Annotated in this window: 10 protein-coding genes; 6 read left to right on the forward strand and 4 right to left on the reverse strand. The window is 34.7% G+C overall.

The window, feature by feature from the left end:
• Positions 1-55 precede the first annotated feature (55 nt).
• Complete coding sequence (locus GSM_RS06135) at positions 56-958, reverse strand: helix-turn-helix domain-containing protein (RefSeq protein WP_010077895.1); 903 nt, start codon at positions 956-958, stop codon at positions 56-58.
• An 832-nt stretch (positions 959-1,790) separates the two neighbouring features.
• Here GSM_RS06135 and GSM_RS14050 point away from each other — a divergent pair.
• From GSM_RS14050 to GSM_RS06155, 4 genes are all read left to right on the forward strand, one after another.
• A complete protein-coding gene (locus GSM_RS14050; protein ID WP_010077896.1) occupies positions 1,791-2,579 on the forward strand; it encodes an ABC transporter ATP-binding protein in 789 nt (262 codons plus the stop codon).
• Between the two features lie 10 nt (positions 2,580-2,589).
• Entirely contained in the window at positions 2,590-3,450 is an 861-nt protein-coding gene (locus GSM_RS06145) for an ABC transporter permease (RefSeq protein ID WP_152134787.1), read from the forward strand.
• 25 nt (positions 3,451-3,475) lie between these two features.
• Complete coding sequence (locus GSM_RS06150) at positions 3,476-4,498, forward strand: ABC transporter substrate-binding protein (RefSeq protein ID WP_010077898.1); 1,023 nt, start codon at positions 3,476-3,478, stop codon at positions 4,496-4,498.
• 525 nt (positions 4,499-5,023) lie between these two features.
• Positions 5,024-6,862 (forward strand): aryl-sulfate sulfotransferase, encoded by a 1,839-nt coding sequence (locus GSM_RS06155; RefSeq protein ID WP_010077899.1) that lies wholly within the window; start codon positions 5,024-5,026, stop codon positions 6,860-6,862.
• A 201-nt stretch (positions 6,863-7,063) separates the two neighbouring features.
• Here the strand turns inward: GSM_RS06155 and mscL are convergent, their stop codons facing one another.
• On the reverse strand, positions 7,064-7,441 hold the full coding sequence (mscL, locus tag GSM_RS06160) for a large-conductance mechanosensitive channel protein MscL (RefSeq protein ID WP_010077900.1): 378 nt from the start codon (positions 7,439-7,441) through the stop codon (positions 7,064-7,066).
• Positions 7,442-7,608: 167 nt separating this feature from the next.
• Between mscL and GSM_RS06165 the strand changes: the two genes are divergently transcribed.
• The gene (locus GSM_RS06165) at positions 7,609-10,248 is read left to right on the forward strand and encodes a cation-translocating P-type ATPase (protein WP_010077901.1); all 2,640 of its coding nucleotides are present in this window, start codon (positions 7,609-7,611) and stop codon (positions 10,246-10,248) included.
• Positions 10,249-10,376: 128 nt separating this feature from the next.
• On the opposite strand, the gene GSM_RS06170 is transcribed toward GSM_RS06165, so the two are convergent.
• On the reverse strand, positions 10,377-11,297 hold the full coding sequence (locus GSM_RS06170; protein ID WP_010077902.1) for an aldo/keto reductase: 921 nt from the start codon (positions 11,295-11,297) through the stop codon (positions 10,377-10,379).
• Positions 11,298-11,406: 109 nt separating this feature from the next.
• Positions 11,407-12,282: a diacylglycerol/lipid kinase family protein gene (locus GSM_RS06175; protein ID WP_010077903.1), complete on the reverse strand. Its 876-nt coding sequence runs from the start codon at positions 12,280-12,282 to the stop codon at positions 11,407-11,409.
• Between the two features lie 358 nt (positions 12,283-12,640).
• Between GSM_RS06175 and GSM_RS06180 the strand changes: the two genes are divergently transcribed.
• A complete protein-coding gene (locus GSM_RS06180) occupies positions 12,641-14,632 on the forward strand; it encodes an ABC transporter ATP-binding protein/permease (protein WP_010077904.1) in 1,992 nt (663 codons plus the stop codon).
• Positions 14,633-14,680 lie beyond the last annotated feature (48 nt).

Consider the following 14,680-nt stretch of genomic DNA (forward strand, 5'->3'; position numbering starts at 1 on the left):
CTCTACACGTATCTTTCCATCTTATACTGTTTCTTTTTTTTTCAAGCAAGCAAAATTATGCTTTCCGCCTTTTTCTAGACTTAGACTTTTGTAATTGGACACTCAACAACTCCTGAAGAATTGCAACATGTTCCTTATACAAGTCATCTAGCCCCAACTCCTGATATAGTGAGAAAATTTCAGAAATATTCTTCAATCCTTGTTCATAATCCCCATTATTAATGGTCTTTAAACCTTCAAAAAATTTTTTGTTGCCCAACGCATATATATTATTTGAGCTAACTTTTATTTTATCAAGTAACGTATAATAATAGTTTACTTGATCCGTCTTATTAGATTTCATAAACACCAAAATTGACTGGCATAAAGCCTTCACCCTCAAATTATCAAGCTTCATATCTTCGCCTTCATGACTATCATTCCAATCATGATTCTGAAATACTTTTTCAATTGAGCTACTATCAAACATGAAAACCGCATCAATAAACAGACCATATTCATAATGACCCCATTTTGTACTACGCATCAAATAATGTAAAATTTCTTTCCGTTCATTCAATACACTTTCCGCAGTTTTTCCAAGTTTTTTACGCATGGCAGTCGCAATCAACATCAAATTATAGAAACGAACCAAGCCGCTTTCTTGATATTCTTTACTAATTTTTTTCTCTAAGGCTTTAATCTCAATTAAATTTTCAAGCCGGTAAGCATTATTTAGATCATCACGATAATTTATGTACCCATTATTACACTTATCCATCACACTGAACATTCGCAGGAATTCATCGGCTTCAATATTTAAACGATTTAGTATGTACAAGAAAGTATCTGCTGTTGTTTCAACTAAACCGCTCTCATATTTATAATACATCGACCTCGATAGCAGACCATCATATACAACCTTAGCTTTTATTCCCTTTTCAGTTCTAATTTGTTTAACAAGTTCACCCGTTTTCATTTTTTGCCTCTTTTCACATTTATTATACAAGTGTTCAGTATATGGGCACATACTTACTATAAAAAATACCAAATACCTTAGTAATTGACATATTTTCATAAATTCTGCCAATCTTACAACAAAATAATAGAATTTATGAATCAAAAATCGCTCTTCTTTAAAGAAAATTATTTTTTTAAGATTTGTGTAAACTTATTACTCACTTTAGTACCACGTATGCAGATAATCATAACAGAAAAATACATAAAAGTAACCCTTAATTTCAATATAATTTCAACTTCTTGATAATATATTATTCTTAAGATAAAAAATATACTAATTTTTTAATTTTAGACATATTCTATCTACCAATTAATTCTATATATATCAGAATATTTACACCTTTTAAATCAATGCATTTATTCATTTAGCAAATAAATTTGCTAAACTTTGTATATTACACAACATTCCTCTTTATTATTCAAAATTTACAAAAACGGTATTTATACAAATCATCATAAAATGCAAATGTTTCCATCAAAATAAATTCATCTACAATTCATAATTTTAACCTATTATTAAAAACATTCAATAACGAAACATTTTTGAATCTTTCCTTCAATAATCATCTGAGTTTAACTACACGATGAGTAGTATCGATTATAAGCGTTTTAACATTTTTATTTTGCTTACTATAAATTATCGTTATTTTTTAATTTTTTTTAATACTATTAATACTTAATTGTATAGAAAATAATATCTACAATAAATTAAAAATTTAAGATATGAATAGTACAGATGCAATAATTTTTATTCACGTTAATACTGAAAATCAATTAATGAGGTAACAAATATGATAAAAAATAGCATTGAACTTAAACATGTGTTTAAGAAGTACCAGGCACCTACTTCTTTTTTTGCACCAAAAAAAGAAAATCCCTTTGTACTACAAGATATTAATTTAAAAATTGCTCCTGGTGAATTTCACATTTTTTTAGGTCGTAGTGGGTGTGGTAAATCAACATTGCTTAATATTATTGCTGGCTTTCTTCCCAAAACAAGTGGTCAGGTTTTGGTTAATGGACACGAAGTTGCTGCTCCTGGACGGGATCGTGGAGTAGTATTTCAAAATGCCGATGCGGCTATTTTCCCATGGTTAACCGTTTATGAAAATGTTTCCTATGGCCTGAAAATGCAACACTTCTCAGAAAAGGAAAGAACTCCCATAGTTAATCAAAGTTTAAAATTAGTTGGGCTTGATCAACATGCCAATAAGTATCCATATGAATTATCTGGCGGAATGAAACAGCGCGTTCAAATTGCAAGAAGTATTTCTAATGATCCAGACATATTAATTTTAGATGAACCATTTGGCGCTTTAGATGCCCAAACTAGAAGAATTATGCAGGATGAACTTATCCGAATTTGGCAAAAGACAAAAAAAACTATTTTATTTGTGACGCATGATATTCAAGAGGCAGCTTATTTAGGTCAAAAAATCAGTATCTTTTCTCCTGCTCCTGCTTCAAACATTTATAAAACAATTACCGTTGACTATCCTTATCCTAGGAATGTTTTCTCCAAAGATAACGAACAATTAGTTACAGAATTAAATAACTATTTCCCGATAGGAGGTCGTTAGAGTGAAAGAAATGTCGAGTAAAAGCACTCCTAAATCCCAGACTTTAAATAACTTAGAAATTCCCAATGATCCTGATACCCATAAGGGAATAGAATTGTTTAGGAACGGATTATTATTCTTAACTAAGCGTGGATTATTGGCCTGGCTCCTATTATTATTACTTTGGATGATTGCCTCCAAAGTTAGCGATGCCAGTTTTTTACCCAGTCCATGGAAAACACTGACTAGCGCCAAAGCATTGATAAAAAATGGAACGCTTCAAAGCGATCTACTAATTAGTTTGTTGCGAATTATAGCTGGATGGTTGGTTGGAAGTACTATTGCCATACCTCTAGGATTAATTATTGGACAATTTAAAATTATTCGCTATTTGTTTGAACCATTGATTAATTTCTTTCGCTTTGTACCAGCCATTGGATTTTTGACATTATTTCTACTATGGTTTGGTGTTGGTGAGGTATCTAAAATTGCATTAATTATTTATGCAACAATGTTTCCAATCATTATCAACACAATTACTGGGGTTATTGCTATTGACCCATTAAAGATCGAATCAGCTCAGTCACAAGGTGCCTCAAAATTTCAAATCTTCTACAGCGTTGTCATTCCTTCAGCTGTTCCGAATATCTTCACCGGCGTACGCCTTGGATTAGGTGGGGCAATTGTTGCTATTGTAGCGGCTGAAATGTTGGCTGCCCAAAATGGAATTGGCTACCTAATTTATACTTCTAGACTCTATTACCGAACAGATTGGATCTTTGTTGGCATCTTTGTTCTTGGATTTATTGGTTACCTTTCGGACACACTGCTTCGTTTATTCGGTAAAGTTGTTCTAAAAAAATATGGTGTATTTGAAAAAGAAGCCAAGTAAAACATACAGAAGGGTGTTTTTATAAGTGCATAAAAAATTAATCGTGTTGCTAGGAAGTTTAGTAGCTATTATTGCCGTGATATTTGCTGCCATCTATGGCTTAAAGAACATTGACAGCAGTTCAAAAAAAAGTAGCGGCAATTCAACAACAATCCGTCTAGGATTAATGACAAACTCTGGTGGTCAATACTTAGCAGCAATTGCAAAAAAAGAGGGTTATTTCAGCAAGTATAACCTCAAAGTAAAAACTACGACCTTTTCATCTGGGATTGAAACTGTTAATGCAATCACAACAAAGCAATTAGATATTGGATATGTAGCCGATTTTGCAGCCTTAAACCGTTTTGGAAGCTCAAGTAAAAGTAATCTCAAAATTTTTGCAAAATTATCTAGCTCAGGTGGTAGCGGTGTTAAATTATACACAACTAAAGATATTAGTTCGTTAGCTGATCTCAAAGGCAAAAATGTTTTAACTAGCACAGGAACTGTTACAGAATATTGGGTTGCTAAAGCCTTAAAAAAGGGTGGTTTAAAAGAAAGCCAAGTTAATTTACTGTCCGTCGAAACAGGGCAAGAAGGATTAGCTTTGATGAAATCCGGAAAAGCGTCTGCTGTTTGGGCATCAGGACAAGATGCTGAAAAATTAGAAAAGACTGGTAAATTCAAAGTATTGACAACACAAGGAAAAATTACATCGCCAACTCTAGCATTTGCTATTTCTAATAAAAAATTCCTAAAAGAACACCCAAAAGCGGCAATAGCCTACTTAAAGGCTATTAATGACAGTATTAAGTTAGTTCATTCACATCCACAAAAGGCTGCTAAAATTGTATCTTCAGCATTAAATGTGCCTACAAAGACTGTTTTAGCAACTTTCAAGAGTACTAATTTTAAAATCAACTTTGACCAAAGCACATACAATGATTTAAAGAGCATTTACAAATACCTAGCTAATAGTGGTAAGTTAAAGCATACTTACAATATCAATAAATACCTTGATACCACTACATTGAAGAAAGCCATATCTGGTTCCGTTTCGTATAAATAATACTGATATTTATACCAATCATTATTGGTTAAGTAATAAAATCATAACTTTGAAAAACTACTTTTTTAGGAGCTGGGCCAAAAGTGAAATTTTAGCCTAGCTCTTCTATTTATTACGGATAAACGTGTTCCATAAGTTAAAATTTTCCGTCTAACCTCGAATTACTCATAGCAAATTACTCGCTATGTTCGTAATTTCTTGTTAGTACTCAAATTTTACCGACTTATGTCACACTCCCTTTTCTATTACATTGATATACTGATCAGCCAAAATTAACGACTATCGTTTTGAAATTAGACAGTCAGCAAGACAAAAATACCATACCTTCTCATTTTCCAACTAAAACTCGTTAAAAGTGCTGGGAATTTACTAAATAATTTCACAATTTTTTCAAAAGACCTTTCTATCATTGAGAGTATAGATTAATTGTATATTTTGTAAAAACTATTAATTGAGATACTTTTTTCAAAAATAAAAGTACTATCTGCAGTCTCTATATTAAAACAAATTTGAGGAGTGATTTTTATGGGCCAACCATCTGTATATCCAACTGGAACAATTCGCTACAATCCTGATAAAGCTTGGAATGGTTATACCTTAATACCAACAATCAATGATGGAATACTATTATTTGATATGAATGGTAATGAAGTAAGACGTTGGATTTTCCGTGGAATGCCACCTAAGATGTTACCAAATGGTCATATCATTGGAAATTCTGGTAATCGTCAACCAGTTCATGGAATGCAAGATGCTGTTAATCTCGTTCAAATTGATTATGATGGCAATATTGAATGGCAATTTGATCATTTTGAAAAAATTGATGATCCAGGATACGATCACCGTTGGATGGCGCGTCAACATCATGATTTTCAACGTGAAGGTCAATCTGTCTATTATTCACCCCTAGAGCAACCCAAGGTAAATTCGGGAAAAACTTTGATATTAGCTCATCAGACAATTCATAATCCCGCAATTTCCGATAAAAAATTATTGGATGATATTGTTTACGAAGTGGATTGGCAAGGTAACCTACTGTGGAGTTGGAGTGTGGCAGAACATTTTGATGAATTTGGTTTTGATGAGGCTGCTAAAAATATTCTGATGAGAAATCCCAATATGCGCCAATCAGATGGTGGTGTTGGCGATTTTATGCATACTAATTGTGCTAGTTATCTAGGAGAGAATAAATGGTTTGATCAAGGTGATCAGCGGTTTAAACCCGATAACATCATAATGGACGGTAGAGAAGCAAATATTTTATTCATCATCGATCATGATAGCGGTGAAATTGTTTGGAAACTGGGTCCTGATTATGTTCATGATCCACAGGCTAAAGCGATTGGACAAATCATCGGTCAACATGCTTTGCATATGATTCCGCGTGGATTGCCAGGAACGGGAAATTTACTATTGTTTGACAATGGGGGCTGGGCTGGTTACGGTATCCCTAACCCCGGCAGCTTAGATGGTTCAAAAAATGCACTACGTGACTATAGCAGAATTCTCGAAATTGATCCAGTTGCAATGAAAATTGTCTGGTCCGTTACGCCTGCTGATTTTGGCTATCAAATGCCCACTGACAGTAGTAAATTTTATAGCCCCTATGTTTCAAATGTGCAGCGGTTACCAAATGGAAATACTCTAATCAACGAAGGATCTGATGGTAGAATTATTGAAATCACTAACGATTATGAAATCGTCTGGGAATGGATCTCTCCTTATTTCTCACATAACGATGATGGTAAATTAAAAAACAATATGGTTTACCGCGCTTATCGTTATCCCTATGATTATGTACCACAGGAAGATCAACCAAATGAAACACCAATTCAACCGATTAACATTTCTACTTTCAGATTACCAAATGCTGGTAAAAAAGGTGCACAAAAAATAATTTCTGTTGCGGGAACCCTACCCTATTACAAAGATGTTGCCTTGTGTGTTGCAACAATCGATGAATCAAAACGGATAAACACTAAAAAGAAAAAACAACAATTGTTTGAAATTGACCGCAATATTTTTCCTGAAATAACTCAAGAAGAATTTACAAATCGAATTTTAAGTAATAAGAACACTAACAAAATCAAAATCGTAATGTTCGGTGCTGAGCGTTGTTCTCACTGTCGCATAGTCCACCCATTACTGAAAAAAGCAGTTTCTGAAAAGTTCAACAACCAATTTGAAGCATATTATCTTGATGTTGATAAAAATCAAGATATTATAGCAACACTTCACATTTTTGGGACCCCCGTGGTCACGGCTTATAAAGATGGCAAGGAAATTGACCAATTTCGCGGAGAATTAGATTTTCAAGGTATCTGTGAATTTTTGAATAACTGTCTCGCTGAAATTGAAGTTTAACTGTTTTCATAATTTATACTTTTAAAATTTATTTTGAAGAAAGCTAATCAAAAGTCAATCATCACTTATACGACCTAAAAGATGAGGAATAAAAAAAGGACTAGATCAAAATTAAACTTTTGACCTAATCCTTTTTTGTATAACTAAATATTCAATGAAAATATTTCACTAATATCAACACCAAAGAAAATCTTATGTACACTATTTTTCCTGTGTTTTTAATAAATCACGAATTTCTTCAAGAAGCTCAACTTCAGGAGCTACAACAGGTGCAGTCTCTTCTGCCTTTTTACGAATTAAGAACTTATTAACAAACTTAACCAGTAAGAACACAACAAAAGCAATAATTAAGAAGTTGATAATTGCATTAATAAAACTACCCACCTTAAATGTGGCCCCATTAACCTTGAAAATTAAATCTGAAAAATCGATTCCACCAATAAACAAACCGATAAAAGGATTGATCAGGTAATCAACCAGTGATTTAACAATTGACGTAAAAGCTCCCCCAATAATAACACCGACAGCTAAATCAATCACATTTCCTCGTGAAATAAACTCTTTGAACTCTTTAATCAATTCTAACACCCCTAATATTAAACTACTTTAAATGTACCAAGTCGCATAGACTTTTTCAACTATTTAAACTTTCTTCAACCATCTTATTTTATAATCGTTATTTCTTTCTTAACATCTTGAAGCATGATACATTTAAATTACAAAACACGAAGGGATTGTCATACTTTATGACCCAAAAATATTACCAAATTTCTATCGACAAGACATTGAGTTCACTAAATACAAGCACCAAAGGTCTGTCATTGAGCGAATCTGATGCTCTGTTGAAACAATATGGGCAAAATACGCTCACTGAACAAAAAAAGAGTTCTTTGCTTCAAAAATTTATAACCCAATTTAAGGACCTGATGATTATAATATTAATGGTCGCTGCTCTTATCGCTGCTTTTGCGGGTGATATTTCTGATGCTTTGATTATTTTCTTGGTAATTGTTTTAAACGCTGTATTTGGCGTATTTCAAGAAGCAAAGGCCGAAAATGCAATTGATGCGTTAAAAGAAATGACGACTCCATCTTCGAAAGTACGACGAAACAACCAAATTCAAACAATTAAAAGTGCAGATTTGGTCCCTGGCGATATTATTTTATTAGAGGCAGGTGACATCATTCCAGCTGATGTTAGATTTATCAGCACTTCTTCTCTTCAAGTTGAAGAAGCTGCATTGACCGGTGAATCCGTACCCGTAAATAAGAATACGGCTAGTATTCCTGAAGATGGTATTCCATTAGGTGATCGACAAAATATCGGCTATATGAATACCAACGTCACATACGGGACAGCCGAGGCTGTAGTTACTGCAACGGGTATGAACACAGAAGTTGGGCACATTGCAACGATGCTTAATAATGTTGATCAGACGACTACTCCACTTCAAAAAAGTATCGTACATTTAAGCAAGATCCTAAGTGTCCTAGTTTTGGCAATTGCACTATTGGTCTTCATCATAGGAATATCGGCTGATCGTGCTTCAATCTTAGAAATGTTACTAACATCAATTTCTCTGGCAGTTGCAGCGATTCCTGAAGGCTTACCAGCAATTGTAACAATCACTCTTGCACTCGGAACGCAAGCAATGGCTAAACGCAATGCATTAATTAGAAAACTGCCTGCTGTTGAGACCCTTGGGGCAACCGAGATTATTGCATCAGACAAAACCGGTACTTTAACTCAGAATAAAATGACAGTTGAAAAAATCTATCAAAATAATATTTTGACTGACGCTGATAGTGCACAAATTGATATGAGTAATTTGATGAAATCCATGATTTTGGCCAACGACAGTCAAAAAAGCGATAATGGGCTAATCGGCGATCCTACTGAAACAGCCTTAATTCAATATAATATTGATAAATCAAATAATGTCTCACAAGTTGAAAAGAATTCCCCGCGAATAGAATCAATTCCCTTTGATTCTGAGCGAAAGTTAATGTCAGTTATCGTAAAACATGAAGATAAACCTGTTCTATTCATAAAAGGTGCTGTTGATGAGTTACTGCAACGAACAACACGTATTGAAAAAAATGGCAAAATAACAGTTTTAACTGAAAAAGATCGGAAAAAGATTCTTGATATAAACCATGACCTAGCCCATGAAGCTTTACGTGTTTTAAGCTTTGCATATCGACCACTAGAGACCGTTCCGACCGAACCTTCATCACAGATATTAGAAAGGAATCTAATCTTTGTTGGAATGGTAGGGATGATTGATCCTGAACGTCCAGAGGTTAAAGATGCAGTTGCACAGGCACGCTCAGCAGGAATTAGACCACTGATGATAACTGGAGACCATAAGGATACAGCCACGGCCATTGCATTACGTTTAGGGATAATTGACAAATCTCAAACTGATGCTGTCATCACAGGCAATGATTTGGATAACTTGTCAACCGATGAGTTGAACTCCTCGGTTGACAAGTACTCAGTTTATGCCCGAGTTGCTCCTGAACATAAGGTTAGAATTGTTAAGGCATGGCAAAACAAAGGAAAGATTGTAGCAATGACTGGTGATGGGGTCAATGATGCACCTGCTTTAAAAACAGCCGATATTGGGGTTGGAATGGGAATAACTGGTACTGAAGTTTCAAAAAACGCTAGTGATATTGTTCTGGCCGATGATAACTTCGCAACTATTATTGTCGCCGTTAAAGAAGGACGCAAAGTTTTTGCAAACATTCAAAAAGCGATTCAATATCTTCTCTCTGCTAACCTTGGAGAAGTTTTAACTCTCTTTTTCATGACTATGCTTGGCTGGGACATATTTGCTCCAGCACAGATTCTTTGGATCAATCTAGTAACAGACACTTTCCCTGCTATCGCACTCGGAATCGAAAAAGCCGAGTCTACAATTATGCAAAAGAAACCTAGGGGTGCTAAATCAAGTTTCCTTGGTGATGGAGTTCTCTCTAGTATTACTTATCAAGGATTGTTAGAAGGAATATTAACTCTCAGCGTGTACTGGATAGCTATTAAGTATCCCTTCCATAACTCGTATGAATTGATTCATGCAGATGCCTTAACCATGGCATTTGCAACCTTAGGACTAATCCAACTGTTCCACGCCTTTAATTCTAAATCAATCCATGGCTCTATCTTCAACAAAAATTTGTTTTCAAATAAAATTTTTAACTGGTCCATTATTACCTCAGGTATACTTTTATTTGCAACAATTTTCATCCCAGCATTCAATGCTGTCTTTAAAGTTACACCATTAGCCCTAGAACAATGGTTAATAGTGTTAAGTGGTGGTGTGCTAATGCTTGTGATGGTTGAATTTGTAAAGTTCTTTCAGCGTAAACTCAGCAAATAATTTTTTACATTTTAAAAGGTGTCAAGTCAAAGTTTGAATTTTGACTTGACACCTTTATTTTTCTATATAAATATGTTCCACACATTTTGGTGGTTCCGCCTAATCTATCAACACTATGCCGTCACTTTTTAGAATTCCTTAAAGGCTGTATCAATTTCGTCGTACTCATCCTTTGTTAGCTCAAGATTCAATGCCTTAGCATTGCTTAGTACTTGCTCTGGCTTGCGAGCTCCTGGAATTACAACACTCATGTCAGGGTTTGCAACATACCATGCTAATATCACTTGTGCAGCAGTTGCATCATATTTTGCTGCAATTCCTTTAACACGTGACATATTGGCGATAATTTTCTTGAATTGTTCACTACTAAATTGTTCAAATTTTTCACCATCAACTGCACTATATTTACCAGTTAATAGTCCTGATGCTAACGGGAAATAAGGTACAAAAGAAATTTTATTTTCTTTTAGGTAAGGCAATAGGTCCTTTTCAGCAGCACGATGAACCAAACTATAATTATCCTCAACAATATCTACATCACCATTTTTGTTAGCTTCCTTAACTTGCTCAAGTGAAAAGTTAGAAACCCCGATAGCTTTAATTTTTCCTTCTTTTTTTAAATCCGCCAAAGCTGCTACGGCTTCATCCTTGGGTGTTTCTTCATCTGGAAAATGAATATAGAAAATATCAATGTAGTCTGTCTGCAGTCGTTTGAGTGCATCTTCAACAGCCTGTTTTAAGAAGGATGGCGCATTATTATTTTTCTTGTTATCTTGCGCTGGATCTTGTGATGCTTTTGTAGCAATGATTACTTTGGAACGGTCATATTCCTTTAACACTTCACCAATGATTTCTTCAGAACGTCCCAAGCCGTACATATATGCCGTATCAAGCAATGTAATTCCTGAATTCAATGCTGCCCGCACAACAGCATAGCCATCTTTATCGTCTAGATTTTTAAAAAGATTATGTCCACCAACTTTATTTGTTCCTAAACCTATCTTAGTAGCTATAACGTCACTTTTACCAATCTTAACTTCTTTTGACATTTTGAATCCTCCATTCTTTTTGTGTTCAATGAGATTATACGACAGACCACACATAATCTTTCTATAATCTGCTCAAAGATTTTGCAAACATATCTTGTATTACTCTTTCCTAGTCCACATAAAGCTGCACTCTTTTGGGCAACCATTTGATTTTAACTGGCAGCTTTGGCCCCTTATCACCATCTATCCGAGTTTCAAGCATCTCTCCTTCAATATTGCGCACAACAATTTCCTTAATATCAAAAGTAGTCAAAGTCGTTGATTTTCTTAGATTGCCTGTTAGCGCAAAGTACCCCAAATTCAAGAGCTTATTTACTTTCATATCATTAAGCATTGTTAGATGCAATCCATCTTCAGTCTCACCTAAATATTTTCTTCCTCCTACATAGTTAGAGGTAGTCATCAGACAAACCCAGACCTTCGCACTCATTGAAAATGTCTTGTTAAATAAGAGTGTTTGATGTGAACTATTCTTACCAATCTGCCTAATTGCATTATATCCGTATGCCGCAAAACCATATTTTTGTTTTTCTGTCTGTCTCACTTCGTTAGAAATATCTGCAAGGCTCCCAAAGACTAATGAGCTAATAATTGCTTGTCCATTACACTCTCCAATATCGACGGATTGCAACCTGCCTCTTAATATTGTTTTGACTGCTTCGTCAATGTTATCAGATATTTTCCACTTATGCGCAAAGTTGTTAACTGTCCCAGTAGGAATTATCCCGATTGGAACCCTTACTTTTCCTCGCAATAATGCTGTTACCAAAACATTGATCGTCCCATCTCCGCCAATGCAGATAATTCGATCAATATTTGGTGCTTCAAGTACTATCTTTTTCAGTGCTTCGTCTTTAGTACTTGTTTTTAGCTGGTATACTGGCAGTCCCCTGTTTTTTAAGATTGTTTCAACCTTATCTGCGATTTTTTGTGACTCCCCAGATCCAGATTTTGGGTTAAAATAAATCATTGTTTTTAGCTGCATACCTTTACCTCGTTTTTCTTTTGTTAGCAATTACTTTTTCGCTTCGCAAAACAATCGCTCCGAATACTAAAAATGGAATAATCAGATATTTTATGACTCGCATTTTTTCACCTACATTTTCTTTCTATAGTTTACTCTATCACAATAGTTTGTTGAGCATACCCTTCTTTGCTTTTATGGTGTTTTACTGAAAATATAGTAAGAAAAGGCTCTGAGAAATTTATTTCTTCACTTATTTATTGACTAATTTGATAACTTTTTCATAAAATAAACTAGTGTTCAGATTTATTGTTTTTTTTTCGCTACAAGTAGGATAAAATGTTTCCAATACACGGCACTAAAAAAGGGGTTAAATTAAATGAGTTTACTGAAGCTTTCAAATATTCATAAATCTTATTTTCTTGGTAAAGAAGAAAGCAAGGTTTTAAACGGTATTAATTTAGAATTTAATACTGGCGAATTTGTATCAATTCTTGGGGAATCCGGTGGCGGAAAATCTACTTTAATGAATATTATTGGTGGATTGGATCGAAATTTTGACGGTCAAGTCGCTCTCAATGGCGAAGTCCTTGATCATCGTAAAGAAAAACAGCTTGACAACTATCGTCGCGGAACAATTGGCTATATCTACCAATCCTACAATCTGATTACACATCTTACCGTTCTTGAAAATGTTCTTGTTTCTCTAGAAATGACAGAATTATCACATGCTGAAAAAATTGAGCGTGCGAAGGATTTATTAGCTCAAGTAGGACTTGCGGATCAAGCAAAGAAGCATCCCAATCAACTATCGGGTGGGCAAAAACAACGTGTTGCAATCGCACGTGCTTTAGCTAGTGATCCTGATATCATCTTGGCAGATGAACCGACCGGAGCTTTAGACTCAGTAAATACACAAGAAGTTCTCGAAATACTTAACAAAATTGCAAAAGATGGCAAACTTGTAATAGCCGTTACACACTCCCAAGCCGTTGCAGACCACGGTACAAGGATTATTCGCTTAGTTGACGGTCAAGTAGAAGATGATGAACATCTAAAAGATCCCTATAAGACTACAAATAATCCTACCCGAATTACCTCGCATCCACTACCTGCGAGTGCAAGCTATATCTCTGCATTTAGACATCTGATGTATAATATCAAACAAAATTCATTAATCATCTTAGGTACTGCAATTGGAATTTTTGCCGTGCTCCTATTTTCTGGATTAGGTAATGGAATTAATTCCTATATAAATGATCAAATTAATTCTCTGGTTAATCCAAGAACGATTACGGTTATGGCTAATCCTAGTGGAAAAAAGCTGAATAATACTCAAGCACAAAGAGAAATACAGCAATTCAACCAAGATCCAACCAACTTCTTCATCTCAAAAGATCAGATAAATGCCATCAAGAAAACAACGGGAACTTCCTATATTCAAGCTGGTTATCAATTAGGCACATATTCATTAAGTTATAACAATAAGAATGTTTCTTCTTCAGGTATTCAAAGTTATACAAAATCTTACACGTCTAATTCATTAACTAAGGGTAGCTGGCCAACAGGAAAAGAAATTGTTATTTCAAAGAACCAAGCAATTACCTTATCTGGAAGCTCCAAAAACTATCGTTCACTCATAGGAAAAAGTATCAACGTTACTATCAACTGGCTTTCGAACAGTAATACTCCTGTTCAGATGAAAACGGCGTTAACCATCTCAGGGATCTCCGATTCATCAAGTGGTGTATCAAGCGAAGTAACGGTCCTTTCGTATTCCGAAACCCGCTCACTTCTATCGTCCGCGGGTGCTAGAACCGATCCTAACTTCGTAGTTGTTAATTCAAAAAGCATTGACGGTGTTAACGACGTTGCAAGTCAGATTCGCAAACAAAAAGTCAATGGTAAATATGCTTTTTCTGTTATAACTGTTGGTGATATCCTCAAGACGGTTAATAATTATGTGAGCCTAGCATCAACCGTTCTATCTGCAATTGCTGGTATTTCATTGGTTGTTTCAGCACTGATGATTATTGTAACAATGTATATGTCAGTCGCAGAACGAACAAAAGAAATTGGAATCTTACGTGCTCTGGGAGAACGACGTAAGGATATTAGACGATTATTTACTGCTGAATCACTCCTACTTGGACTTTTCTCAGCATTCCTAGGATTGTTGCTGGCATGGCTTTTCAGTATATTACTTAATAATTTTGTTTACAATTTGATCAAATTTAACATAGTCCAGATCAATCTAGCCAATGTTATTTTTGCCATTTTGGTTTCACTCTTTATCTCATTAATCGCTGCGTTATTACCTGCTCGGAAGGCTTCAAAACTGAATCCAATCGATGCACTCTCAGCAGATTAATTTTATTATTTTGATTTTTTTACAAAATAGTTACTTATTACAAAAAAA

The sequence above is a fragment of the Liquorilactobacillus mali KCTC 3596 = DSM 20444 genome (assembly GCF_000260415.1).
GTDB lineage: Bacteria > Bacillota > Bacilli > Lactobacillales > Lactobacillaceae > Liquorilactobacillus > Liquorilactobacillus mali.

Excerpts from the sequence above, each read along its gene's own strand:
- GSM_RS06145 (WP_152134787.1), top strand. The coding sequence starts at position 2,590 with ATGTCGAGTAAAAGCACTCCTAAATCCCAGACTTTAAATAACTTAGAA.
- GSM_RS06175 (WP_010077903.1), bottom strand. The coding sequence starts at position 12,282 with ATGCAGCTAAAAACAATGATTTATTTTAACCCAAAATCTGGATCTGGG.
- GSM_RS06135 (WP_010077895.1), bottom strand. The coding sequence starts at position 958 with ATGAAAACGGGTGAACTTGTTAAACAAATTAGAACTGAAAAGGGAATA.
- GSM_RS14050 (WP_010077896.1), top strand. The coding sequence starts at position 1,791 with ATGATAAAAAATAGCATTGAACTTAAACATGTGTTTAAGAAGTACCAG.
- GSM_RS06170 (WP_010077902.1), bottom strand. The coding sequence starts at position 11,297 with ATGTCAAAAGAAGTTAAGATTGGTAAAAGTGACGTTATAGCTACTAAG.
- GSM_RS06155 (WP_010077899.1), top strand. The coding sequence starts at position 5,024 with ATGGGCCAACCATCTGTATATCCAACTGGAACAATTCGCTACAATCCT.
- GSM_RS06180 (WP_010077904.1), top strand. The coding sequence starts at position 12,641 with ATGAGTTTACTGAAGCTTTCAAATATTCATAAATCTTATTTTCTTGGT.
- GSM_RS06165 (WP_010077901.1), top strand. The coding sequence starts at position 7,609 with ATGACCCAAAAATATTACCAAATTTCTATCGACAAGACATTGAGTTCA.